This window comes from Pseudomonas siliginis (assembly GCF_019145195.1).
Lineage (GTDB): Bacteria > Pseudomonadota > Gammaproteobacteria > Pseudomonadales > Pseudomonadaceae > Aquipseudomonas > Aquipseudomonas siliginis.
On sequence record NZ_JAHSTW010000005.1, the window covers coordinates 106,887 to 133,075 of the forward strand.

Annotated in this window: 20 protein-coding genes; 3 read left to right on the forward strand and 17 right to left on the reverse strand. The window is 61.1% G+C overall.

Annotated features, from left to right (window positions below):
- Positions 1-5: 5 nt before the first annotated feature.
- From KVG87_RS11995 to leuC, 13 genes are all read right to left on the reverse strand, one after another.
- Positions 6-566 carry a CvpA family protein gene (locus KVG87_RS11995; RefSeq protein WP_016773942.1) on the reverse strand — a complete coding sequence of 187 codons (561 nt, stop codon included), beginning with the start codon at positions 564-566 and terminating at the stop codon, positions 6-8.
- A 98-nt stretch (positions 567-664) separates the two neighbouring features.
- Positions 665-1,324 (reverse strand): SPOR domain-containing protein, encoded by a 660-nt coding sequence (locus KVG87_RS12000; protein ID WP_016773941.1) that lies wholly within the window; start codon positions 1,322-1,324, stop codon positions 665-667.
- Positions 1,308-2,615 (reverse strand): bifunctional tetrahydrofolate synthase/dihydrofolate synthase, encoded by a 1,308-nt coding sequence (gene folC, locus KVG87_RS12005; RefSeq protein WP_217850853.1) that lies wholly within the window; start codon positions 2,613-2,615, stop codon positions 1,308-1,310. Before folC ends, KVG87_RS12000 begins: the two co-directional genes overlap by 17 nt.
- On the reverse strand, positions 2,612-3,532 hold the full coding sequence (gene accD / locus KVG87_RS12010) for an acetyl-CoA carboxylase, carboxyltransferase subunit beta (protein WP_016773939.1): 921 nt from the start codon (positions 3,530-3,532) through the stop codon (positions 2,612-2,614). Before accD ends, folC begins: the two co-directional genes overlap by 4 nt.
- A gap of 199 nt (positions 3,533-3,731) precedes the next feature.
- On the reverse strand, positions 3,732-4,364 hold the full coding sequence (locus KVG87_RS12015; protein WP_217850855.1) for a phosphoribosylanthranilate isomerase: 633 nt from the start codon (positions 4,362-4,364) through the stop codon (positions 3,732-3,734).
- A gap of 64 nt (positions 4,365-4,428) precedes the next feature.
- Positions 4,429-5,253: a tRNA pseudouridine(38-40) synthase TruA gene (truA, locus tag KVG87_RS12020; protein ID WP_217851060.1), complete on the reverse strand. Its 825-nt coding sequence runs from the start codon at positions 5,251-5,253 to the stop codon at positions 4,429-4,431.
- Positions 5,254-5,526: 273 nt separating this feature from the next.
- Positions 5,527-8,187, reverse strand: a complete 2,661-nt coding sequence (locus KVG87_RS12025) for a motility hub landmark protein FimV (protein ID WP_217850856.1) — start codon at positions 8,185-8,187, stop codon at positions 5,527-5,529.
- Positions 8,188-8,396: 209 nt separating this feature from the next.
- Positions 8,397-9,407: an aspartate-semialdehyde dehydrogenase gene (locus tag KVG87_RS12030; protein ID WP_122506453.1), complete on the reverse strand. Its 1,011-nt coding sequence runs from the start codon at positions 9,405-9,407 to the stop codon at positions 8,397-8,399.
- Between the two features lie 245 nt (positions 9,408-9,652).
- Positions 9,653-10,765, reverse strand: coding sequence for an aspartate-semialdehyde dehydrogenase (asd, locus tag KVG87_RS12035; protein ID WP_016773934.1), 1,113 nt, complete (start codon positions 10,763-10,765; stop codon positions 9,653-9,655).
- 66 nt (positions 10,766-10,831) lie between these two features.
- A complete protein-coding gene (leuB, locus tag KVG87_RS12040) occupies positions 10,832-11,914 on the reverse strand; it encodes a 3-isopropylmalate dehydrogenase (protein ID WP_016773933.1) in 1,083 nt (360 codons plus the stop codon).
- A gap of 55 nt (positions 11,915-11,969) precedes the next feature.
- The gene (locus tag KVG87_RS12045) at positions 11,970-12,737 is read right to left on the reverse strand and encodes a class I SAM-dependent methyltransferase (protein ID WP_217850857.1); all 768 of its coding nucleotides are present in this window, start codon (positions 12,735-12,737) and stop codon (positions 11,970-11,972) included.
- 95 nt (positions 12,738-12,832) lie between these two features.
- Positions 12,833-13,477 carry a 3-isopropylmalate dehydratase small subunit gene (gene leuD / locus KVG87_RS12050; protein WP_056784378.1) on the reverse strand — a complete coding sequence of 215 codons (645 nt, stop codon included), beginning with the start codon at positions 13,475-13,477 and terminating at the stop codon, positions 12,833-12,835.
- Positions 13,478-13,479: 2 nt separating this feature from the next.
- Positions 13,480-14,910: a 3-isopropylmalate dehydratase large subunit gene (gene leuC, locus KVG87_RS12055; RefSeq protein ID WP_217850858.1), complete on the reverse strand. Its 1,431-nt coding sequence runs from the start codon at positions 14,908-14,910 to the stop codon at positions 13,480-13,482.
- Positions 14,911-15,049: 139 nt separating this feature from the next.
- On the opposite strand from leuC, the gene KVG87_RS12060 reads away from it, so the two are divergent.
- From KVG87_RS12060 to KVG87_RS12070, 3 genes are all read left to right on the forward strand, one after another.
- A complete protein-coding gene (locus tag KVG87_RS12060; protein WP_024012384.1) occupies positions 15,050-15,940 on the forward strand; it encodes a LysR family transcriptional regulator in 891 nt (296 codons plus the stop codon).
- 63 nt (positions 15,941-16,003) lie between these two features.
- A complete protein-coding gene (locus tag KVG87_RS12065; protein ID WP_024012383.1) occupies positions 16,004-19,282 on the forward strand; it encodes a PAS domain S-box protein in 3,279 nt (1,092 codons plus the stop codon).
- 94 nt (positions 19,283-19,376) lie between these two features.
- A complete protein-coding gene (locus KVG87_RS12070) occupies positions 19,377-21,068 on the forward strand; it encodes a molecular chaperone HscC (RefSeq protein WP_217850859.1) in 1,692 nt (563 codons plus the stop codon).
- Here KVG87_RS12070 and KVG87_RS12075 read toward each other — a convergent pair.
- The 4 genes from KVG87_RS12075 to KVG87_RS12090 all read right to left on the reverse strand — a co-directional run bounded on the left by KVG87_RS12075 (position 21,065) and on the right by KVG87_RS12090 (position 26,161).
- Entirely contained in the window at positions 21,065-23,755 is a 2,691-nt protein-coding gene (locus KVG87_RS12075) for a DUF805 domain-containing protein (protein ID WP_076567094.1), read from the reverse strand. The two genes, KVG87_RS12070 and KVG87_RS12075, sit on opposite strands and share 4 nt — an antisense overlap.
- Positions 23,752-24,447, reverse strand: a complete 696-nt coding sequence (locus tag KVG87_RS12080) for a DUF1266 domain-containing protein (RefSeq protein WP_217850860.1) — start codon at positions 24,445-24,447, stop codon at positions 23,752-23,754. The genes KVG87_RS12075 and KVG87_RS12080 overlap by 4 nt, the downstream gene beginning before the upstream one ends.
- A gap of 188 nt (positions 24,448-24,635) precedes the next feature.
- Positions 24,636-25,082, reverse strand: a complete 447-nt coding sequence (locus tag KVG87_RS12085; RefSeq protein WP_016773925.1) for an Hsp20 family protein — start codon at positions 25,080-25,082, stop codon at positions 24,636-24,638.
- 119 nt (positions 25,083-25,201) lie between these two features.
- Positions 25,202-26,161, reverse strand: coding sequence for a tRNA dihydrouridine synthase (locus tag KVG87_RS12090; RefSeq protein ID WP_016773924.1), 960 nt, complete (start codon positions 26,159-26,161; stop codon positions 25,202-25,204).
- Positions 26,162-26,189 lie beyond the last annotated feature (28 nt).

The following is a 26,189-nucleotide window of genomic DNA, read 5'->3' on the forward strand; positions in this document are numbered from 1 at the left end:
AACACTCACTGAGGCGTTTTCGCCGTCGGCAAGAGCTGCTCCTTGAACGGAATCTCAGCGGGTACGCTGATTCCGCTGGCAAGCCACTGACTGCTCCACCCCAGTATCAGGTTTTTGGACCAGTCGGCGACCAATAGAAACTTGGGCACGAGCTGTGATTCTTTCCACCACCCGTCCTGCTGTACCGGCCCCAGGCTCAACAGCCCGACCGCCACGACCACCAGCAACACGCCACGCGCTGCGCCGAAGGCCATGCCGAGGAATCGGTCGGTCCCGGACAACCCGGTGACGCGAACCAACTCGCCGATAAGATAATTGATCATTGCGCCCACGATCAGTGTGGCGACAAACATGATGGCACAGCCCGCGATCACGCGAGCCGATGGGGTTTCGATGTATCCGGCGAGGTACTCGGACAGTGAGCCACCAAACATCCAGGCAACCGCTCCTGCGATGATCCAGGTCAGCAGCGATAAAGCTTCCTTTACGAAGCCGCGGCTCAGACTGATCAAAGCGGAGATGGCGATGATTGCAACGATCGCCCAGTCAACCCAGGTAAATGGCACAGTGCAGCCTACAGACGGATAAGGCGGCGCATTTTAGCAGAGCGCATGGCTGTCGGTAAGCTGCGATTGTCAGTGCTTTTCAATCGAGGTGATAGATTTCAGCCACGTTCAGGCTGAAAACGGACAACGAAGCCCTTGAGGTTCTGCTGACGGCTCAGCAGATCGCGCAGACGATCGGCTTCGGCACGTTCGATCAGCGGACCGACGAATACCCGATTCTTACCATCGGCCGAGCGAATGTAAGCGTTGTAACCCTGGCTGCGCAGGTTCTTCTGCAGGCTCTCGGCGCTGGCGCGGCTCGACAGGCTGGCAAGTTGCACTGACCAGCTCACCGACAGCCCGTTGGCATCGACGCGGCTCTGCGTGGTGTCAGGCTTGCTGGTTGCGGAGGTGATTGGCTGAGCCGGCGCCGGAATCGGCTTGACCACTGGTGGCGGCGTTGCCGGGCGGGCAATCTGCGCCGGGATGGTCGGTGCCGGGGCGGCCGGGGTGGCCGGTGCAGCGGGCGCAGCTTCTTCAGCGACTTCTTCGTCAGTCGGCACAGGCTCTTGCGGCAAGGCTTGCGGCTCGGGCACGGCGACCGGGTCCATTTGCACTTGCGGCATGGCCGAAGGCTGAGGCGCAGCCGGGGCCTCGACGGTCACCTGACGCTGCTCGTCCTGACGGGAAAACAGCATCGGCAGGAAGATCACCGCCAGCGCCACCAGCACCAGCGCGCCAACCATGCGCTGCTTGTACGCTTTATCCAGCAAAGCCATTTGCCGCTTCCTCCGTGGAGCGCCGGGCCAGCCATTCAAGGGCCTCGGCGACACAATAAAATGATCCGAACAAGAGAATCTCGTCGTCACTGGTTGCTACCGCACACTGCCCTTCCAGAGCCGCCGCGACGCTGTCGTAAGACGTAACAGAAGCGCCAAGGTTCTCCAGCGCTGCCTCAAGTTCAGCCACCGGACGCGCGCGCGGCGAATCCAGCGGCGCGACAGCCCAATGCGCGACACTAGCATTCAATTCGCCAACAACACCATCCAGATCCTTGTCGGCCAGCAATCCGAACACCGCCAGACGCTTGCCAACCGGCGGCCGCGCGGCCAGACGCCGGGCGAGATACTCAGCGGCGTGCGAGTTGTGACCAACATCAAGCAAAACGTTCAGGCGCTTGCCATTCCATTCGAATGACCGACGATCGAGGCGTCCGACCACGCGCGTCGCCTGCAATGCAGGGACAATCTGTTCGGCATTCCACGGCAAACCTGTCAGCAGATAGGCTTGCAGCGCCAGCGCGGCGTTTTCCATCGGCAGATCGAGCAGCGGCAAGTCGCGCAACTCGACCACTTGGCCCAGGGCATCGGTGCCGCGCCATTGCCAGTGTTGGTCAGTGATGCCGAGATCGAAATCGCGTCCACGCAGAAAGAATGGGCAAGCCAGTTCGTGCGCCTTGTCGAGCAGTGGTTGCGGAGGATTCAGATCGCCACACAAGGCCGGTTTGCCCTGACGGAAGATACCGGCCTTCTCGAAGGCGACGGATTCGCGGGTATCGCCCAGATAATCGGCGTGATCGACGCCAATGCTGGTGACCAGCGCAATATCGGCATCGACCACATTGACGGTATCCAGACGCCCGCCCAACCCCACTTCAAGCACCACAGCGTCAAGCGCCGCCTGCTGGAACAGCCAGAACGCTGCCAGAGTGCCCATTTCGAAGTAAGTCAGGGAAGTCTCGCCGCGGCCCGCCTCGACCGCAGCAAAGGCTTCGCAGAGCTGCGCGTCAGTGGCTTCGACGCCGTTGAGCTGCACCCGCTCGTTGTAACGCAGCAGGTGCGGAGAATTGTAGACACCAACGCTCAGGCCCTGGGCACGCAGCAACGAAGCCACGAACGCGCAGGTCGAACCCTTGCCGTTGGTGCCGGTGACCGTGATCACCCGAGGCGCCAGCTGGCCTAGCCCCATTCGGGACGCTACCTGTTGCGAACGCTCCAGGCCCATGTCGATGGCCGACGGATGCAACTGCTCAAGGTAGGCGAGCCATTCACCAAGGGTGCGCTGGGTCATACGTTGGCAGGCACCGGTGGCACCACGATCGGCTCGATCGGCGCGGCGACGAATTTCGGCGTCGGCTTGCCGGTCATCTGTGCCAGCAGGTTACCCAGACGCGGACGCAGTTCCTGACGGTGGATGATCATGTCGATCGCGCCGTGCTCCAGCAGGAATTCACTGCGCTGGAAGCCTTCCGGCAGTTTCTCGCGCACGGTCTGCTCGATCACACGCGGGCCGGCGAAGCCGATCAGGGCTTTCGGTTCGCCGACGATGACGTCGCCAAGCATCGCCAGACTGGCGGAAACGCCGCCGTAAACCGGGTCGGTCAGTACGGAGATGAACGGAATACCTTCTTCACGCAGGCGCGCCAGCACGGCCGAGGTCTTGGCCATCTGCATCAGCGAGATCAGCGCTTCCTGCATGCGTGCGCCACCGGAAGCGGCGAAGCAGATCATCGGGCAGCGGTTTTCCAGTGCGTAGTTGGCAGCGCGAACGAAGCGCTCACCGACGATGGCGCCCATGGAACCGCCCATGAAGTTGAATTCGAATGCGGAAACCACTACCGGCATGCCCAGCAAGGTACCGCTGACCGAGATCAGCGCATCTTTCTCGCCGGTCTGCTTCTGCGCAGCGACCAGGCGGTCCTTGTACTTCTTGCCGTCGCGGAATTTCAGACGGTCAACCGGCTCCAGGTCAGCACCCAGCTCATTGCGGCCTTCCGGGTCGAGGAAGATGTCGATGCGCGCACGTGCGCCGATGCGCATGTGGTGGTTGCACTTGGGGCAAACGTCCAGGGTCTTTTCCAGCTCCGGACGGTACAACACCGCCTCGCAGGATGGGCATTTGTGCCACAGACCTTCAGGCACCGAGCTCTTCTTGACCTCCGAGCGCATGATCGAAGGGATCAGTTTGTCTACTAACCAGTTGCTCATGCTTTCTTTCTCCAGTACCGGCGGCCCGAACGCTCTGGTTCGAAGCCCCGCGTATGCCCTTGAGCTAAATTCATGTGTGTGGCGATGGTTGATGAAGAGTCGCGGTCAGCGCGGAACATGACCTGCGTACGATTCAGCAACCCTCAGCCGCGCCTGCTTTGTGCAAGTGCATTGATGGACGGCGGCAGACTGCCAGCCGTCACATCGACAATGTATTGCCGCGCACCGCGTTGATGAATGCGCGAATCTTGTGGTGATCCTTGATGCCTTTGCTCGCTTCTACCCCGCCGCTGACATCCACCGCGTAGGGCTTGACCCGCGCTACCGCATCAGCAACGTTCTCCGGCGTCAGGCCACCGGCCAGAATCAGCGGCTTGCTCAGGTGTTGCGGAATCAGTGACCAGTCAAACGCCTCGCCGGTTCCGCCAGGCACCCCTTCGACATACGTGTCGAGCAGTACGCCACTGGCGCCGGGGAAGGCATCGCAGGCAGCGGCAATGTCATCGCCAGCCTTGACCCGCAGCGCCTTGATGTAAGGACGATGCCAGCCTTCGCACTCCTCCGCGCTTTCGTCGCCATGGAATTGCAGCAGATCAAGCGGCACCGCATCGAGGATTTCTCCCAGCTCGCACCGACTGGCATTGACGAACAGCCCCACGGTGGTGACGAACGGCGGCAACGCCTTGATGATCGCCCTTGCCTGCTGCACATTCACTGCACGTGGGCTCTTGGCGTAAAACACCAGACCGATCGCATCGGCGCCGGCTTCGACGGCGGCCAGCGCATCTTCGATGCGGGTAATGCCGCAGATCTTGCTGCGAACAGCTGACATGTCAGGAAAACCTCAAGGCAAAATCCGAAAACGTCCCGGATGGTAACAAAAGCGTCCGAGGGCGTCAGCCGTCAAGTTCGGAGAAACCCGTAAGGAAATGTGGCCCGATAAAGCGCTCGGGTAACGGGAATTCGTCGTGGTACTCGACCTGCACCAGATAGAGCCCATATGGATGCGCCGTCACCCCGCCGGAGCGGCGCTCGCGACTCTCCAGCACTTCTTTCATCCACTCCACCGGGCGCTCCCCGGCACCGATGGTCATCAGCACACCGGCAATATTGCGCACCATGTGATGCAGGAACGCGTTGGCACGAATGTCGAGCACGATCATCTTGCCGTGTCGGGTCACGCGCAGGTGATGCATCTTTTTGATCGGCGACTTGGCCTGGCACTGACCGGCCCGGAACGCGCTGAAATCGTGGGTACCGATCAGGTACTGCGCGGCCTCGGCCATGCGCTCGGCGTCGAGCGGGCGGTGATTCCAGGTGATTTCTTCGTTGAGGTGCGCCGGGCGAATCTGATCGTTGTAGATCACATAGCGATAACGCCGGGCGATGGCCTTGAAGCGCGCATGAAAATGCGCCGGCATGACCCTGGCCCAACTGACGCTAATGTCGTGGGGCAGATTGATATTGGCGCCCATGACCCAGGCTTTCAGCGAGCGATCAACCTGGGTGTCAAAGTGCACCACTTGGCCGCAGGCATGCACGCCGGCATCGGTACGCCCGGCGCATTGCAGGGAAACCGGCGAATTGGCGACTTTCGACAGGGCTTTTTCAAGCTCTTCCTGCACAGTCGCCACTCCGGTCAGCTGCCGTTGCCAGCCGCTGTAACGCGAGCCTTTGTACTCAACGCCCAGCGCGACGCGGTAAAAGCCGTCGAGCGCCATTTCGGCGACCGGGTTATCTATGTTTGCCAAGGTGGGACAGCCTGCTGATTTGCAAAGGCGGGCATTATAAGGCGGTGGGCTGGGGATGCCAGAGTTCTCTATCGCATGATCTGCCGCCATCGCTGGCAAGCCAGCTCCCACATTGATTTGCGGCGTGCACCCAACCTGTGGGAGCTGGCTTGCCAGCGATGACGACGGCACTCACAACCCTTCATCCGGCACAAACAAAAACGGCAGCCCCACCGGGCTGCCGCTTGTTGTTTACCGCTGAACTTACGCCAGGTTGGAAAGCATTTCCTTGGCCTCGCCCCGCTGCTTCTCGTCACCCTCGGTCAACACTTCGTTGAGGATGTCACGGGCACCGTCAGCGTCGCCCATGTCGATGTAGGCCTGGGCCAGATCGAGTTTGGTCGCTGCTTCGTCAGTGCCGGCGAGGAAGTCGAAATCGTCTTCTCCCAAATCATCACCCATCGCCGCGTCCGCTTCGGTGAAGCTCGGTTCGGCCATGCTTTGCGACAGGCGATCCAGCTCGGCATTGACGTCGTCCAGCTCGGCCGCGAAGGCATCCGGCTCAGCAGCCGGGTTGCTGTCCATTTCGTCAGCCAGCGACAGGTCGAAATCAGCCGGGAGCTCCAGGTCGTCCTGCGGCACGTCAGCGACAACCGGCGTCTCGACCGGCGGCAAGTCCTTCACGCCGTCGTCCAGATCCAGCAGGAAGTCATCTTCAGCCAACGTGGCCGGCGATGGTTCGGCGCCGAGATCCATATCCAGATCGAAGTCCGACAGATCGTCGAGATTGTCTTTCATCTCGGTTTGTTCTTGCAGCACTGAAGCGAAGCTCAGGTCGTCTTCGGCCGGAAACGCGTCGAGCTCGACAGGCGCTTCTGGCTCGACCGCTGGCGCAGGATCGACCGGGGTGATGTTGTCGAGGTCGTCCAGACTCAAATCGAACGCAGTGTCGAGATCGTCAGTGGCAGCCTCAGGTGATTGCGGCTCGTCCTGCAACAGTTCCTTGACGTACTGCGCGTCCAGCTCGGCAGCGACGGCGGCAGCCGCCAGCCCGCCGGCAGCAACCACGGCCATGGCCGGGAAGCGGCTCTTAAGTGCTTCGACCTTGGCGAAGTTATCGCCATTGGCCACCAGTTGACGCTCTTGCGCAACGAACGCATCGCGATCGCCCTGCTGACCGTAGACTTCCATCAGCTTCAGGCGCAGATCGCTGCGTTCCGGCTCAAGGCTGACGCCCTCTTCCAGCAGCGCGGCGGCTTGATTGAGGCGACCGGCATTGATGTGCGATTGCGCTTTGTCGAGCACATCATCAGAGCGTTCGCCGGCCGGGGCCACCAGTGGTGCGGCAATCGGCGCAGCCATCACCACCGGAGTGACGACCGGCGCTGGAGTTGGCGCAGGTGCCGGAGCTGGCGTATTGAGTTTGACGCTGGCTGCCGGGGTTTCCAGGCCAGAGAAGCTGCTTTCCGGCAGATCCTGCTCAGCGGAGAACTCTTGCTCTTCAGCCAGAGCGCGGGCCATGCGCAGGTGCTTTTCGGCCTCCTGCTGGGCTTTGCGACGGCGCGCCAGCAGCAACAGCAGAAGCAGCAGAACCACCGCACCGCCGCCGATCAGGCCGAGCAGGATCGGATTGGTCAGCAGCTCATTGAAGGCTTTGTCGTCATCGGCGGCAGCAGGCGGCGTAGTTTCGACCACCGGCTCGACGACCGGCTCAACCGGGGTTTCCGCTGGCGGCGCGATGGCCGACTCTGGAGTCGGTGAAGCCGCTGCGGCGTCGGCCGGAGTGGCTGGCGGTGTTGCGGCCAGTTCGGCAGTGATAGCCGGCACCGGCGGTACAGCAGCAGTGGCGCCAGGCGCAGCGCCGGCGCCGTCGGCTTGCATCTTCGCCAGTTGATTGTTCTTCAGCTCGATGAGCTTTTGCAGCTTGTCCAACTGGCTCTGCAGATCAGCCATGCGGCTTTTCAGTTCCTCGTTGTCACGACGGGTCGTGTCGAGGTTTTCCTGAGTGATTGCCAGTTTGTTGCTCAGCGCCTTGGCGTCGCCGGCCGGGCCTTTTGCGCCGGGCTTGGCGCTTTCCGCCGAGACGAGGCTCAGATTGTCCTGGGTGTTGGCCGCTGCACCGGTATTGCCACGGCCACGATTGGTCGCATCCAGCTGCTGCTGACCGGTGCCAGGCTTGCCTACATAACGACGGCCCTGACGCCAGGCTTCGTTCTGCGCCGCCACTTCAGCGATGGCAGCCGACTGCGGCAGCGCTGTGCTTTGTACCGGGTCCGGCAGACGCAGCACCTGGCCGGTTTTCAGACGGTTGATGTTGCCGTCGATAAAGGCATTCGGATTGAGCGCCTGAATCGCCAGCATGGTCTGCTGCACCGAGCCGCCGTTGCGCGCCTTCGCGGCGATTTCCCACAGGGTGTCGCGCGGCGTGGTGGTGTACTGATTGCGATGGGTGGCGCCAGTGGTTGGCGCAGTGATGGTCTGCGACGGCGCCGGTTGCGCGGCGGCGTCTGCGGTCTGCGGCGAGAACTTCGACGGATCGAGCAGCACGCTGTAATCACGCAGCAGGCGGCCATTGGGCCACATCACCTGCACGAGGAACTTCACCATCGGTTCCGACAGCGGTTGGCTCGAGGTCACGCGCAACACGCTTTTGCCGCTGGCGTTGAGTACCGGGGTGAACGTCAGGTCATTGAGAAAAGCCTGACGATCAACGCCAGCCTTGGCGAAATCTTCAGGGGAAGCCAGGCTCGGCACCACCTCGGCGGCGGTGAGATCCTTGACGTCGAGCAGCTCGATTTCAGCCACCAACGGCTGGTTCAGGGTCGACTTCAGGGTCAGCTCCCCGAGCCCGAGGGCATGCGCCATACCGGAGGACAGCGCCGAGGCGGCCGCTATTGCTAACACCAGTTTGCGAACTTGAACCATAGCCTCATCCTTTGTTTGAACGTTCCTCGGCCAGCGAGAAGCTTTTGAATACCGCTGCCGTAAGGCATTGCGCGCGACGACGGGGGTCGCCGCGCGCGATCATTTCTGTGCTGCCCCGGAAAGTCCCGGAGGGTGACTCGTCATCGACGCGCTTCGGGCAAGCATAGCGCTCACCTAGAATCAGTCGACAAATTGTTGCCAAGTATCTTTTACAGCAGGTCTTTTATCAACAACTCAGCCAGTTGCACGGCATTGAGCGCCGCGCCTTTGCGTACGTTATCTGACGTCAGCCAAAGATTTAGTTCCGCCGGGTCGTCGACACCACTGCGCACGCGGCCGACATAGACCACGTCCTGCCCCACCGCATCGCCGACCGCGGTCGGATAATCGCCGGCCTCGACCAGCTCGATGCCCGGTGCTGCCTCGAGCGCGGCGTTGACCTTTTCCAGGTCAACAGCGCTGCCTGACTGCAAGGTCACGCTAAAGCTATCGCCAAAAAACACCGGGGCTTGAACGCAAGTGGCAGAAATCTTCAATAAAGGTTTTGCCAGCACCTGGCGCAACTCGCGCACCAGACGCTTTTCCAGCAGCGTATGGCCTTGCGCATCAGGCGTACCGACTTGCGCCAGCAGGTTGAACGCCATCTGCCGATCAAAGAAGGTCGGCTCCAGCGGGCGCATGTTCAGCAGCTCGGCAGTCTGCCGCGCGAGCTCGGTGACCGCTTCGCGACCTTGCGCAGAAACGGCCAGGTTGGCGGTGACGTTGACGTATTGCAGATCGAGCAGATCGAGCAACGGCGCCAGCACCACGGCAAGCGTCGTCGCAGACGGGCTTGGGCTGCTGACCTGGAATGGGCTTTTCAGACTGGCGAGAATATCGGCATTGGCCTCGGGCACCACTTGTGGCGCCTGATCGGCGGGCAAGGCGCCAGACAGGTCGATCAACGAGCAACCGGCAGCATGGGCGCGAGCGGCGTAGCTCAGCGACACCGCAGCGCCGGCGGCGAAGAACACCAGTCTGACCTTGCTGAAATCGAACTCGTCGACCTCGCGCACGCGGACGTTTTTGTTGCGGAACAGCACCGAGCTGCCGGCCGATTCGCTGCTGGCCAGCAGGTGCAGGTTGCCGACCGGGAAGTCGCGTTCTTCGAGAATCTGTACGAGGGTTTCGCCGACAGTACCGGTGGCGCCGATAACGGCGATATCGAAAGTCTGGGTCATGGAGCTACCTCTGGCAAAACGGGGGGAGCGGCACTTTACCGGGTGGGTGGCGCACAGGCAATTTCTGCAGGATTTGCGGCGGCTGGACCGGCCCTTTCGCGAGCAGGCTCGCTCCCACAGGGACCGCATTTCAATGTGGGAGCGAGCCTGCTCGCGAAAAAGGCAGTACAGACACCGGAGAAATCCTTGGCATAAAAAAACCCGCACCTCTCACAAGGCACGGGCTTCTTCATTGCTTCAAGCGATCAACGCTCCAGCAGGATCCGCAGCATGCGGCGCAGCGGTTCGGCCGCGCCCCACAGCAGTTGGTCGCCGACGGTGAAGGCGCCGACGAATTGCGAACCCATGTTCAGCTTGCGCAGACGACCGACCGGTACATTCAGGGTGCCGGTGACCTTGGTCGGGCTCAGCTCCTGCATGCTGATCTCGCGGTTGTTCGGCACCAGCTTGACCCAAGGGTTGTGCTGGCTGATCAGCCCTTCGATATCGGCGATCGGTACGTCTTTGTTCAGCTTGATGGTCAGCGCCTGGCTGTGGCAGCGCATGGCGCCGATGCGCACGCAGATGCCGTCGACCGGGATCGGGCTCTTGAAGCGACCGAGGATCTTGTTGGTCTCGGCCTGGGCCTTCCACTCTTCGCGGCTCTGGCCGTTCGGCAGCTCCTTGTCGATCCATGGGATCAGGCTGCCGGCCAGCGGTACACCGAAGTTTTCGGTCGGGTACGCGTCGCTGCGCATGGCTTCGGCCACGCGACGGTCGATGTCGAGGATCGCGCTGGCCGGATCGGCCAGTTGATCGGCGACAGCGGCGTGGGTCGCGCCCATCTGCTTGATCAGTTCACGCATGTTCTGCGCACCGGCACCGGAGGCCGCCTGATAGGTCATGGCGCTCATCCACTCGACCAGACCGGCCTCGAACAGACCGCCCAGGCCCATCAGCATCAGGCTGACGGTGCAGTTGCCGCCGATGTAGTTCTTGGTTCCCGCGTCCAGTTGCTGGTCAATGACCTTGCGGTTGACCGGGTCGAGAATGATCACCGCGTCATCGTTCATGCGCAGGCTCGACGCCGCGTCGATCCAGTAACCCTGCCAGCCGGCTTCGCGCAGCTTGGGGAATACTTCGCTGGTGTAGTCGCCGCCCTGGCAGGTCAGGATCACGTCGAGGGTCTTCAGCTCGTCAATGCTGTAAGCGTCCTTGAGCGGAGCAATGTCCTTGCCCACGGACGGGCCTTGGCCACCGACATTGGACGTGGTGAAAAACACCGGCTCGATAAGATCGAAATCCTGCTCTTCCAGCATCCGCTGCATGAGCACGGAACCGACCATCCCGCGCCAACCGATCAGACCTACACGTTTCATCGCAACTACACCTTCTTGAAAAGTGGGCCGCTGCTTTGTATTGAATTTCGCAGCGGGCCCGAGAGATTACAGATTCCGCAGCGCGGCGACTACTGCGTCGCCCATTTCCTGCGTACCGACTTTGGTACAACCGGCCGAGTGGATGTCGCCGGTGCGCAAGCCCTGATCGAGCACGACACTGACGGCTTTTTCGATGGCATCGGCAGCGTCGTGCAGATTGAAGCTGTAACGCAGCATCATCGATACCGACAGGATCGTCGCCAGCGGGTTGGCAATGCCTTTACCGGCAATGTCCGGGGCCGAACCGTGGCACGGCTCGTACATGCCCTTGTTATTGGAGTCCAGGGAGGCCGAAGGCAGCATGCCGATCGAACCGGTGAGCATCGACGCTTCGTCGGAGAGGATGTCGCCGAACATGTTGTCGGTGACGATCACGTCGAACTGCTTGGGTGCGCGCACCAACTGCATGGCGGCGTTATCGACGTACATGTGGCTCAGCTCGACTTCCGGGTAATCCTTGGCCACTTGCTCGACCACTTCGCGCCACAACTGGCTGGATGCCAGGACGTTGGCCTTGTCCACCGAGCAGAGCTTCTTGCCACGCACCATGGCCATGTCGAAACCGACACGGGCGATGCGGCGGATTTCGCTTTCGCTGTACGGCAGGGTGTCGTAGGACTGACGCTCGCCATTGTCCAGCGTACGGGTACCACGCGGCGCGCCGAAGTAAATGCCGCCGGTCAGCTCACGGACGATGAGGATGTCCAGACCGGCAACGATTTCCGGTTTCAGGCTCGACGCGTCGGCCAGTTGCGGATAGAGGATCGCCGGGCGCAGGTTGCCGAACAGGCCCAGTTGCGCGCGGATTTTCAGCAGACCGCGCTCAGGGCGGATGTCACGCTCGATGGTGTCCCATTTCGGGCCACCGACCGCGCCCAGCAGCACGGCATCGGCGGCGCGGGCGCGATCGAGGGTTTCGTCGGCCAGCGGCACGCCATGCTTGTCGATGGCCGCGCCACCGATCACGTCGTGGCTCAGCTCGAAGCCCAGGCTGTACTTGTCATTGGCCAATTCCAGCACCTTGACCGCTTCGGCCATGATTTCCGGACCAATACCGTCACCCGGGAGAATCAGAATCTGCTTGCTCATGCTTTCCTCGTGTCTTCAAGCGGTGCGCCAGTGAACGGCGCGCCGGGAAAAATTCCTATCGCTCGGCCATCAGTACGATGACATCGGTACTGAACGAGCCGTCGGCATCTATCTCAAAATACTCACGCACTTCGTTGCCCATCGACTGCTGCAACTGGCGGATCGCCGCGCGCATCACGTCAGGTGTGCGCATGCGCTCGACCCAACTGCTGTACTCCAGACGCAGACGCTGCCGGGTGGTGCTGCGCACATGCAGACCGGCCTCGCTGACCTGGCGCAGCCACTCGGCGGCGGAGTAGTCGCGGACATGACTGGTGTCGCGCAGCACTTCAACGCTTTGCAGGTAAGTGTCGAACAACGGACTGCCCGGTGACAACACATCAACGAACGCTGCCACCCCGCCCGGCTTCAGCACCCGACGTACTTCGCGCAACGCCAGGCCAAGGTCGCTCCAGTGATGCGCCGAATAGCGGCTGAACACAAAATCGAACTCGCCATCGGCGAACGGCAAGCGCTCGGCAGCACCATTGACGGTAATGATGTTGCTCAAGCCGCGATCGACGGCAGCGCCGGCAACCACATCAAGCATTTGCTGCGACAAGTCGTAAGCCACCACTTCCTTGACCAAGGGAGCGACGTGGAAACTGACATGGCCTGCGCCGCAACCCAAGTCCAGCACACGAGCCTCGCCGTGCCCAGCCAGCTCAGCCTGCAGCAGTGCGAATTCACTGCCCTGGGCATGAACCGCGCTGCTCAGGTAAGCGGCGGCCTGTTCGCCGAATTGCTTCTGGACGACCTGAGTGTGTTGGGCGGTGCTGGTCATGGGTCACGTCCTGTAAGCAGTGTTGTTTGAAATACATTCCCTGTGGGAGCGAGCCTGCTCGCGAAGAGGCCAGCCCTGACTACATCAATCTCGAATCACACGTCGCGAAACAACCACGGCTGGCTAACCCGATGTTTCGCCTCAAACGTCGCGATCGCATCGCCGTCCTGCAAGGTCAGGCCGATATCGTCCAGACCATTGAGCAGGCAGTGCTTGCGGAACGCATCGATCTCGAAGCTGTACACCTTGCCATCCGGGCGGGTCACAGTCTGCGCCTGCAAGTCGATCTGCAATTGATAACCCGGCTCGGCTTCAACCTGCTTAAACAGTTCATCAACTTCTGCATCGCTGAGGATGATCGGCAGCAGGCCGTTCTTGAAACTGTTGTTGAAGAAGATGTCGGCGTAACTCGGCGCGATAATGCTGCGGAAACCGTACTCTTCCAGCGCCCACGGCGCGTGTTCGCGGCTCGAGCCGCAGCCGAAGTTCTCGCGGGCGAGCAATACGCTGGCACCCTGATAACGCTCGGCGTTGAGGACGAAATCCTTGTTCAGCGGGCGCTTGGAGTTGTCCTGATACGGCTGGCCCACATCCAGATAACGCCACTCGTCGAACAGGTTCGGACCGAAACCGGTGCGCTTGATCGACTTCAAGAACTGCTTGGGAATGATCTGATCGGTGTCGACATTGGCACGATCCAGAGGCGCGACAAGACCAGTGTGCTGAGTAAATGCCTTCATCTTTACTGTGCTCCTTGGAACAATTCACGAACGTCGATGAAACGGCCGTTCACTGCTGCTGCCGCAGCCATGGCCGGGCTGACCAGGTGGGTACGGCCACCGGCGCCCTGACGGCCTTCGAAGTTACGGTTGGAAGTCGAGGCGCAATGCTCGCCGGACTCCAAACGGTCCGGGTTCATCGCCAGGCACATCGAGCAGCCTGGCTCGCGCCATTCGAAACCGGCCTCGAGGAAAATCTTGTCCAGCCCTTCGGCTTCAGCCTGCGCCTTGACCAGACCCGAGCCCGGCACGACGATCGCCTGCTTGATGGTGGAGGCGACCTTGCGGCCCTTGGCGATCACCGCAGCGGCGCGCAAGTCTTCAATGCGCGAGTTGGTGCAGGAACCGATGAACACGCGATCAAGCTGAATGTCGGTGATCGCCTGATTGGCGGTCAAACCCATGTATTTCAAGGCGCGGACGATCGAGTCGCGCTTGACCAGATCCATTTCCTTGGCCGGGTCCGGGACGTTCTGATCCACGGCCAAAACCATTTCCGGGGACGTGCCCCAGCTGACTTGCGGCTTGATCTGCGCGGCGTCGAGCTCGACCACGGTGTCGAATTTGGCATCGGCATCGGAAACCAGATCTTTCCAGGCTTCGACGGCCATGTCCCACTGCTCGCCCTTCGGCGCGAATGGACGACCTTTGACGTAGTCGATGGTCTTCTGATCCGCCGCCACCAGGCCGACGCGGGCGCCGGCTTCGATGGACATGTTGCAGATGGTCATGCGGCCTTCAACGGACAGATCGCGGATCGCGCTGCCGGCAAATTCGATGGCGTGGCCGTTACCGCCGGCGGTGCCGATCTTGCCGATCACCGCAAGGACGATGTCCTTGGCGGTCACGCCGAACGGCAATTGGCCTTCGACGCGCACCAGCATGTTTTTCATTTTCTTGGCCACCAGGCACTGCGTGGCGAGGACGTGCTCGACCTCGGAGGTGCCGATACCGTGAGCCAACGCGCCGAACGCGCCGTGGGTCGAGGTGTGCGAGTCGCCGCAGACCACGGTCATGCCTGGCAAGGTCGCGCCCTGCTCCGGGCTGATGACGTGGACGATGCCCTGGCGAACGTCGTTCATCTTGAACTCGACGATGCCGTATTCATCGCAGTTGTCATCGAGGGTCTGAACCTGCAAACGCGAGACCTGATCGGCAATGGCTTCGATGCCGCCCTTGCGCTCCGGGGTGGTCGGTACGTTGTGGTCCGGGGTCGCGATGTTGGCATCGATGCGCCAAGGCTTGCGCCCGGCCAGACGCAAGCCTTCGAAAGCTTGCGGCGAAGTCACTTCGTGGATGATGTGACGATCGATATAGATCAGCGCCGAGCCATCATCGCGCTGCTTGACCAAATGCGAATCCCAGAGCTTGTCGTAGAGCGTTTTGCCGGCCATCAGACGGTTCCTCATCAGCTTGTTTCTATGCCCTGGGCTTATCAATAACCCTTTGGCTTGTGAGGCCGATCCTATGGGGTTAGATTAAATAACTCAAATTCATATTTTTTATGCTTTGGATAACCAACTGGAATGCGACATGGACTTGGCTAACCTCAACGCTTTTATTGCCATCGCCGAGACCGGCAGCTTCTCCGGCGCCGGCGAACGCCTTCATCTGACCCAACCGGCGATCAGCAAGCGCATCGCCGGTCTTGAGCAGCAATTGAAGGTGCGCCTGTTCGACCGACTGGGCCGCGAAGTCGGCCTGACCGAGGCCGGTCGCGCCCTGCTGCCACGGGCTTATCAGATTCTCAACGTGCTCGACGACACCCGCCGCGCCCTGACCAACCTGACCGGCGAGGTCAGCGGTCGCCTGACGCTGGCCACCAGTCACCACATCGGCCTGCACCGCTTGCCGCCTCTATTAAGGGAGTTCACCCGCCGCTACCCACAGGTTGCGCTGGATATTCAGTTCCTTGATTCGGAAGTGGCCTACGAGGAAATTCTCCACGGCCGCGCAGAACTGGCGGTCATCACCCTGGCGCCAGAGCCGCACACCCTGGTCAAAGCCACGCCGGTGTGGGACGACCCGCTGGATTTTGTCGTCGCCCCGGAGCATTCGCTGATCAACAACGGCGCCGTCAGTCTGGCGGACATCGCCGGCCATCCGGCGGTTTTTCCCGGCGGAAACACGTTTACCCACCACATCGTCCAGCGTTTGTTCGAAGCCCAGGGCCTGACGCCGAACATCGCCATGAGCACCAACTATCTGGAAACCATAAAGATGATGGTCTCCATTGGCCTGGCCTGGAGCGTGCTGCCGCGCACCATGCTCGACGAACAAGTGGCAAGCATCGCATTGCCGGGCATACAGCTCACTCGCCAGCTAGGCTATATCTTGCACACCGAACGGACGCTATCGAATGCAGCACGCGCCTTCATGGCCCTGCTGGATGCACAAATCGATCGGCCAGGGATCCCGGCCTGACTTGTGCTACTCCTATAGAGCCGCTCCTGTGCCTAACGCCACTCAGCTCAAGGCCCGCTGACAATGCCGAAATCTGTTGACCGAACTCCGCCGATGCCGCGAATCCAGGCCGTTGATCCGCGCCATTCCGAGCAGAGCTGGGAAAGCGCGCCGCAATTGCTCGCCGCGCTCAACGGCGCGCGGCTCGGTGCCTGGTATTGGGACATCGAGCGCGGGCAGATCAGCTGGTCGCGGGGCACTCAGGCATTGTTCGGTTTCGATCCACGGCAGCCGTTACCCGCCGACCTGGAATACCTCGACCTGTTGCCGCCGGAGGACCGCGCGAAAACCGTGCGTGCTTTCCACGCGGTGATTGCCGGCGCGCCGCTGGAACAGGCGATGCATCACCGTATTCGCTGGCCCGACGGCAGCCTGCACTGGCTGGAGATCAGCGGCAGCCTGCTGCCAGACAAGAACGGCCGGCCCCGAATGATCGGGGTGATTCGCGAAATCACCCACCAACGCCAGCGCGAGCAGGCCTTGAGCAGCTCGGAGAAACGTTTCGCGACACTTTTCCACCTATGCCCGAACATGGTTCTGCTGACCCGTCAGGATGACGGTCTGATCAGCGAGGCCAACCAGTATTTCGAAAGCCTGTTCGGCTGGCCGGTGCAAAGCGCGATCGGCCGCACCACCCTGGAACTGGGCTTGTGGGTGCACCCCGAGCAACGCGCCGAACTGGTGAAGAAAACCAAAGCCAAGGGCGAGCTGATCAGCATGGAAGTGCAGTTTCGCGCCAGCAATGGCCAAGTGCACGACGGCATCCTCAGCGCGCAGAAGGTCGAGCTCGAAGGTCAGCCCTATCTGCTCAGCACGTTCCTCGACACCACCGAACGCAAAGCCGCCGAACTGGCCTTGAAGGACAGCCAGGAGCGCCTCGACCTGGCGCTGGACTCGGCGCAACTCGGCACCTGGGACTGGCACATCCCCAGCGGCATGCTTTACGGATCGGCGCGCGCTGCGCAATTGCACGGGCTGGAGCCGATTCCATTCCATGAATCATTCGAGGAGTTTTTCGAAGGCGTGCCGGGCGAGGAACGCGACAGCATGCGCGATGCCTACCGCAGCCTGCGCGAAGGTCCGGCCGGCAATTATCAACTGACCTACCGCGTGCAATTGCCCGACGGCAGCTCGCGCTATCTGGAAAGCCGCGCGCGTCTCTATCGCGACGACAACGGCGCGCCGCTGCGCATGGCCGGCACGTTGCTGGACATCACCGATCAGGTCGAGCGCGAGCAGCGGCTGGTCGCCTCGGAAGAGAAATTCGCCACGCTGTTTCAGGTCAGCCCCGATCCGATCTGCGTCACGCGCCAGGAAACCGGGGAATTCATCGAAATCAATTCGAGCTTCAGCCAGACCTTTGGCTGGAGCGCCGCCGATGTGATTGGCCACACCGCCGAAGAAATCGGCCTGTGGGACGCCTCGGCAAAGAGCCTGCAACGCATCGAACGGGTGATTCGCGAACAAGGCCTGAGCAACGTGGCCATTCTCGTCCAGCACAAGGACGGCCAGTCGCTGACCTGCGTGATTTCCAGCCGGCAGATCAGCGTCGGCGATCAGCCGTGCATCGTCACCACCCTGCGCGACATCACCCAGCAACAGCGCTCGGAAGCGGCGCTGAAGGCCAGCGAAGAAAAATTTGCCAAGGCGTTTCACTCCAGCCCCGACGCCATCACCATCACCGAACGCGACACCGGGCGTTATCTGGAGGTCAACGACGGCTTCTGTCGCCTCACCGGCTACCGCGCCGACGAAGTGGTGGGCAAAACCGTCTATCAGGTGGGGATCTGGGCCGAAGAGAAACAACGCTCGACCTTACTCGCCGAGTTGCAGATCAAGGGCCGCGTGCATCATCAGGAAATGCTCGGGCGCAACAAGCGCGGCGAGTTGCTCACGGTGGAAGTCTCGGTCGAGCCGATCACCCTCAATGAAACCGCCTGCCTGCTGCTGACCGCGCGCGACGTCAGCCTGTTGAAGAACGCCGAAGCGCAGATTCGTCACCTGGCCTATCACGACCCGCTGACCAACCTGCCCAACCGCGCCCTGCTGATGGATCGCCTGAGTCAGCAGATCGCCCTGCTCAAGCGCCACAATCTGCGCGGCGCCTTGCTGTTTCTCGACCTCGACCACTTCAAGCACATCAACGATTCCCTCGGTCACCCGGTCGGCGACACCGTGCTGAAAATCATCACCGCGCGGCTCGAAGCCAGCGTGCGCATGGAAGACACGGTAGCGCGCCTCGGTGGCGATGAGTTTGTGGTGTTGCTCAGCGGCCTCGAAGGTTCGCGCAGTGAAGTCAGCGAGCAAGTGCGCGCGCTGGCCGACACCATTCGCGAATTGCTTTCGGAGCCGATGTTCCTCGATGGCCAGCGCCTGCAAGTGACGCCGAGCATTGGCGTGGCGCTGATTCCCGATCACGGCTCGACCCCGACCGACCTGCTCAAACGCGCCGACATCGCCCTGTACCGGGCCAAGGATTCCGGGCGCAACACCACGCAGATGTATCACAACACCATGCAGAAAGCGGCCAGCGAACGCCTGCGTATGGAGACCGACCTGCGCCTGGCGCTGTCGCGCGGCGAGTTCAACGTGCACTTTCAGCCACAGGTCGATGCCCGCGACAACCGCATCATCGGCGCCGAAGCCTTGGTGCGCTGGAACCATCCCGAACTGGGTGCGCAGTCGCCCACCGAGTTCATCAAGGTACTGGAAGATAGCGGCCTGATTCTCGAAGTCGGCACCTGGATCCTCGATGAAGCCTGCAACGCCTTCAAACAACTGATCGCGTTGAAACTGGTCGACCCGCTGAACTTCAGCTTGTGCGTGAACATCAGCCCGAGACAGTTCCGCCAGAACGATTTCGTCGAACGCATCGAACACAGCATGACCAGCCACGGCCTGCCCTGCTCGCTGCTGAAACTGGAAATCACCGAAGGCATCGTCATCCAGAATCTGGAAGACACCATCAGCAAAATGCGCCGCCTGAAAAAGCTCGGCGTGAGCTTCGCCATGGACGATTTCGGCACCGGTTATTCATCGCTGACGTATTTGAAGAGGCTACCGGTAGACACCCTGAAGATCGACCAGTCGTTCATCCGCGATGCAACCACTGACTCCAATGTTGCCGAGATCATTCGCGCAATTGTCGCGATGGCCCGCAGCCTTGAGCTGGAGGTCATTGCCGAGGGCGTGGAGACGCCAGCGCAACTGGCGTTTTTGCAGGGTCTGGAATGCCATTTGTATCAGGGCTATCTGCACAGCCGACCGGTGGGGTTGGAGGATCTGAAAAAACTGCTGCCCTGAATCGGCGGTCGCACAGACTGGCAACAGAGCAACAATTGCCACGCTTTGCCTCAGCCTGTAGGGTCGCGTTTTTTGCGCCGCTTCGAGATCAACCATGCAGGATGCATCCCTTCCCCGCCCGGCCCTGCTGGGCATCGACCTTGGCACCACCAACAGCCTGATCGCCGTCTGGCGTGAAGGCCGCGCCGAACTGATCCGCAACGCCCTCGGCGATGTGCTGACACCGTCGGTGGTCAGCCTTGATGAAGACGACACGATTCTGGTCGGCAAAGCCGCCCGCGCCCGCCTGACCACGCACCCGGAACGCACTGCCGCCGCGTTCAAGCGCTTCATGGGCAGCGACAGGCAAATCCAGCTCGGCTCTCGCCAGTTCAGCCCGGAAGAGTTGTCGGCGCTGGTACTTGGCTCACTCAAGCAAGACGCGGAAGCCTTTCTCGGCCAGGCGGTCACAGAAGCGGTCATTTCCGTACCGGCATATTTCAGTGACGAGCAGCGCAAGCGCACCTTGTTCGCCGCCGAACTGGCCGGGCTGTCCGTGACGCGCCTGATCAATGAGCCGACCGCTGCCGCCATGGCGTACGGCCTGCACGAACAGAAGTTCGAACGCACGCTGATATTCGATCTCGGCGGCGGCACGTTCGACGTCACCGTGCTCGAATACGCATTGCCGCTGATCGAAGTGCACGCCTCCACTGGCGACAACTTTCTTGGCGGCGAAGACTTCACCGCCGCCCTGTTGCAGGCCTGCCTGAAACACTGGCAACTCACCCCCTCAACGATCGATGCACAAGCCATGGCCAGCCTCGGTGATGCGCTCGAACAGCTGAAATGCAAACTCGGCGAAGGCGCGCAGCACTTGAGCTGGCGGTATGCCGAGCAGACATTCGAATGGGAACTGGATGAAGCCGCTGCGGTGAAAATCTGGGAGCCGTTGCTGGCCCGCTTGCGCGCGCCAATCGAACAGGCTCTGCGCGATGCCCGACTGAAACCGCGTGACCTCGACAGCCTGGTGCTGGTCGGTGGCGCCACGCGCATGCCGGCGGTACAGCAAATGGTTGCCACGTTGTTTGGACGCCTGCCTTATCGGCATCTTGATCCGGATACTATCGTGGCGCTGGGCGCAGCGACGCAGGCGGCATGCAAGGCGCGGGACGGTGCGGTTGAGGAATTGATTCTGACGGATGTCTGTCCGTATACGCTGGGGATTTCGACCAATCGTGGCGAAGGCGTCAGTGGCGCGTTCTCGCCGATCATCGAGCGTAACACGGTGATTCCAACGTCACGGGTGCAGCGTTACTCGACGACGTTTGCGCAACAGACTGAAATCCGTATCGCGGTTTACCAAGGGGAACGCCCGTGGGTACGCGACAATATTTTCATCGATTCTTTCGACATCCAGTTCACCCCTAGTGAGCAGCTGCAGAGCCTCGATGTGCGTTTCAGTTATGACATCAACGGCCTGCTGGAAGTAGACGTCACGCTTCTGGAAACCGGCGAACGTTACGGCCACAGCATCGACCGCAGCCCGACCGGACTGGATGAACAGGCGCGCAGAGACAGCCATGCCCGGCTCGCGACGCTCAAAGTCCACCCTCGCGACGCCCTGCCCAACCGCACCCTGCTCGCACGAGTGGAGCGAGCATGGATGCAAACTCTGGGCGACGAGCGTGCGCGTATTGCCGAGTGGATGGACACCTTCAACACCGTGCTTGCCGGCCAGCAAGCCAGCGAAATCGCCAGCCACCGCTCAGCGCTGAATGATGCGCTGGATCAGATGCGTCTTTAACCGTTCAGTTGCCGTAAAGCAGCCTGCAACCCGCCGGACAACATATCTGCCCCACTGTCCGGCGGCACGCCATAGCGGTTAGGCAGTTTGTCTCCCGGAAAGCCGAACAAAACCAGCGGCAGGAATGGCAGAAACGGCGACAATCCAAGAAATATCAGCAGTGTCGGTATGCCCCGGCCCATATCGTGCAACCGCCGTAGAACTGCCGCGAACAACAGCAGCACGCCAAGCAAAAAGATGACCATCCCGCCAATCGTCGTGCCCGTTATCAGCCCGGCTATTGGGGTTACCACTACGCATCCCAGGACCTGAGCGATAAAAGCCTTGCGCCCCAGCCGTGATCCGAGGCGCCAGAAAGCTTTCGCTGGTACTGGCTGGACATCACTGTTGGCTAACAGCAACCGCTCCGACCACGACAGCAACGCGCACAGTGCCAAGCGCAAACCGACGCTGTTCTGCACGTCATCCTTACCCTGCTGCAGTTGCCGCAATACTCGCGTTTTCGGCACACCGGCAGCGCCGTAGCGAATCAAGCTTTTGAGCGCATCCAGCGCCTCATAGGCCAATAGTTTGTCGACACCGAAATCCGTCAACACCTTGCGCGGTGGCCACACCGGTTCGCCCTTGATCAGACCGTCGCGAAAGCCTTCGAACCAGTCATCCTCGCAACTGAGCGCTTCAATCGACTGCAACAACGCCCGGTGCTGCTCGGCGCTCAGGCTTGGATCGTGGTAGAGCACGCCCCAGAACATCAACAAGCCCAGCAGGTCATCGCCGCACGCCGCACGGTCACTTTCGACGCAGGTGTAAAGCAGGGTATTGGCGGGCAGCCTGGCGCTGTCGAGAGCCTGCTCGACACTGAACAACTGTTGCACCAGCAAACCGTGCACAGGATCGTCACCCTGCAGCCAGCCGAGCAAACCGGCGCCATTGCCCTGCTCACGCAGCAAGCGCCGCAATAGCGGCTGCAGTCGGCTCAAAGGATGCGCAGGATTGAACGGCAAACGCTCCAGACACTGCGCATCAATCAATTGCAACCAGCGCTCGGGTTGTTCCAGCAATGCCAGCAAAAATACGGTTTGAGCGTGCCAATCCCAGATGGCCGCTCCCAAACCGATCGGCGGCAAACCTGTCGCGCGCCGACTCAACTGGAGCATGAGATCAAGCTCCGAGAGGTCATTGCCGTCTTTGACCGCACTCAGCTCGAACGCGTCGGCAATGCGTGCAAGCGCCGTGTCGCTATAGGGCCGCAAGCGCCGCAACCACAGACGACAAACCTTGTGCAGCGCACCTTCGGACAACGCGAGCGGCAATTGCGGTGAAAGTGTTTGCGAGTCAGTGAAAGCGCTCATGGCCTGCGCAACAGGCGCCTTGGCCAGCCAATGCAGATGTTGCCTGGCCTGATACTTCAGGCCGCTCAAAACCAGGCATTCCAGCGCGTCCACCGGCGGCGGTTCGTCGACAATCTGCTGCAACAAGGCCGAATCACCACGATGCAGCGCCCAAGCGTGCCGGTACAGACACAGCAAACGGCTGTCGTGGTTTTCGCCGATCAACTGCGCGAGCAATGGCAGCTCGTCGCCCGCCATGCGCCAATCAACAAAGCTCTGCGCCAGCGCATCAAGTTTGAGCCGTCCGACACCCAACCAACGGGTCAACGTCTCGGGCCGTTGTGACGGACTGCCATACACCTGGCACTCAGCACCCAGTTCGTCCGGCCAAACGGCGCAGTCCTCCAGACGATCGAACGCCTGAATCAGCAACGGCAGAAAGGTCGGCTGACGCTTGGCACACAGCTCCAGCAAGCGACTCTCTGCCGCGGGATGGCGATGTTCGCTCCAGAGCCGAATCCAGTATGGAAACGCTTGATCGTCGTGCCCCAACAGACTGTACTGACACGCCAGCAGGTACAGCCAGTCGACGTTATCCGGCGCGGCATCGTGCTGTTCGGCACAGCATTGCAGGAACGTCGGCGCGCCCATCCCCGCTTGGGTGAACTGCACCAGCAACCGCTTGAGGTACGCGGCATCGTTGGGTAACGGCAAGCACGTGTGCCGACTGGCGAACTCGGCGAACTCGTGAAGAGGACGCTGAGTAAAGATGAAATCGAGGCTACGGGCATACCACAGCGACTCGGTCTGTGCCGGCTCTGACCAGGCGCTCATCAGATCCGTGTCGAACGGGTCGGGCGCCTTGATGCGCTGCAAAAAGCTTTCTACCGCTTGCGCATCGTCGAATGCCAGATCGAGCAATTGCTGGTCCCAGGCCATGCGTTGCGCCAACAGATTCGCACAACGGTAGGACAACGGACCGGCGCCGGACAGTCGGTGGTACAAGCCCCAGTTGAGGTCATCGAAAACCTCCAGTGACAACTCATCCAGCGTCCGGACGAATGCCTGCCACGCCCCGTGATTGAAGCGTCGCGCGGGATCATCCAGCAGCGCACAGAAATCCAGGAAAGCTTGAGGCGCCCGAACGACATTGGCTTGTGCAGCGTCGATCTCGTCTTCAGCCTCTGCCTCCTCTTCACGGGCCAGACGCAGGGCACTCTCGTAGGCCATGCGTAGCGCTTGAAAACCTTCCGGATCGGTTTCCGGATGATGCGCCGGCAAACGGGCGCGATAGGCGCTGCGAATCAGGGTTTCGTCAGTAGTCGGCTCAATGCCCAGTCGAATCCAGCAACTCATGACCAGTCGAACTCCCCAAGCGATGCCGGACGAGACGGCGGATCAATGTCCATGTGCCAAGGCAGATCAGCGAGAAAGTGTGGAATGTTTTGCGCAAGGCCTCGGGCAATCCTGGTGTTGAAAGCGCTGGTGCCCTCACGACTCATCTCGACCGCCAGTTCATCATCGCTTTTGCTCATGCAGCACCAAAAGGTTCGTCCCACCAGAAAGCCGTTGAAATAAGCCATCCAACTGCCGTAATGAAACTGCGCCCGCAACGCCAGACGACTGTGCAACCAGTTGCTCTCGGCCAGATCGATCCATTGATTACGCACGGCGCAGCGCAACAGAAAGCCCATCCGGCCGTAATCCCAGGACAAGATGCCGCCGGGACCACAGCTGCCGAAGGTACGGCTGGCAAATTCATGCAGGACGCGCTCGCGCGGGCTCAGATCATTGAGCAACGACTGCCATTCACTCGGCAGGCATCGCTGCCACGCCAGATAGGCCCCGCTAAGATGCTTGGCATGGCCGTCGTCGGTCATCCATCCGAGCATGTCGAACAACTGTTGCCGATCATCGATACCCCAACTTTCCTTGAGGTTGATGTAACGATCGTTGCAGAACGCCGGGTCGTCATACCCGGCGCCGGTGTTGAGCGCGGCCATTGGTGCGGACAACGCGCACAGCCAGCGCTGTTGAATCTCGTCCATGAAAAAAGGCTCCAGGCCGACCGCTGGGAAATGGGGGTCGGCAAAACTGCGCAGATTGTAAAGAGCCCCGACAACAGCGGCAAACCCTGCATCGCTTTGACTGCGCGCACAAAAAAGGCCCCGACGTATCGGGGCCTTTCGTTCAGCGGCTTATCGCCGGTTCGGGCGATTGTGTGTCAGCACATGAATCAATGCTGCAACGCCGGCTGCTGCGCTCCATTGATCGGGATGCGCTTGGCTTTCGCTTCTTCCGGGATCACACGGAGCAGGTCGATGCTCAGCAGGCCGTTGCGCAGCGCAGCGTCCTTGATCTCGATGTGATCGGCCAGACGGAACGACAGCTTGAAGGCTCGCTGGGCGATGCCTTGATGCAAGAACGTGACGCTTTCGTCAGTGTCACGCTTGCCGCCACTGATGGTCAGCACACCCTTCTCGACTTGCAGGTCCAGGTCTTCTTCCTGGAAACCGGCGGCCGCAACGACGATACGGTATTGGTCATCACCGTGTTTTTCGACGTTGTAAGGTGGGTAGCTGCTGCCTGGCTCGTTGCGCAGGGCGGTTTCGAACAGGTCGTTGAAACGGTCGAAACCTACCGAGGAACGGAACAGTGGTGCGAGAGAAAATGCAGTACTCATGATTCAAATCTCCTGAAAACAATCAGCAAGGTTTTGTGTCTCCGCGACCCGAATTCGGCATCGCGTAACCCTTAGATAGGGACCGCTGTTTTGATTTCAAGAGAATATTTTGAGATTTTTTATGCGGCTTCGACGAGCGGCAATCCGAGCAGACGCGAGACTTGATCCGGCTCGGTTTCACGGCGCAGAACGGTGAAAAGCTCGGCGGCTTCCGGGTAGTTGCGCGTCAGCATGGCCAGCCATTGCTTGAGGCGACCGGGCGATTGGCGCGCGGTCATCTGCGCCTTGGCCTGCAGCCAGAAGTCCTGAATCAGCGGCATCAGCTCGGCCCAGGTCATCTCGACGACCTCTTCACCAGCGCGAGCGGCGGCGATCTGCCGGGCAAGATCCGGGCGGGAGACCAGCCCCCGACCGAGCATGATGTCTTCGACACCACTGATTTCGCGACAACGGCGCCAGTCTTCGACGCTCCAGATATCGCCGTTGGCGAACACCGGCACCTTGACCACATCCTGCACACGCGGGATCCACTCCCAATGCGCCGGCGGTTTGTAGCCGTCCATTTTCGTCCGCGCATGTACGACGATGTGCTCTGCCCCGCCTTCGGCCAGTGCCGTGGCGCAGACCAGCGAGCCGTCAGGACTGTCGAAACCCAGGCGCATTTTCGCGGTGACCGGGATGTGCGCCGGTACGGCGCGACGGACATGCTCGACGATCTGATTGAGCAGCTCCGGCTCCTTCAGCAGCACGGCGCCGCCGCGGGATTTGTTGACGGTCTTGGCCGGGCAGCCGAAGTTGAGGTCGATCACTTCAGAACCGAGTTCGCAGGCCAGCGCAGCGTTTTCCGCCAGGCACACCGGATCGGAACCGAGCAACTGCACGCGCAGCGGCACACCGGACGCGGTGCGAGCACCGTTGAGCAGCTCGGGGCCGAACTTGTGAAAGTACGCCGGAGTGAGCAACTGGTCATTGACCCGAATGAATTCGGTCACGCACCAGTCGATGCCGCCGACGCGGGTCAGCACGTCGCGCAGGATGTCGTCGACCAACCCCTCCATGGGCGCCAGAGCAATTTGCATGGGGAAACACTACTTGAAGAAAAAACGT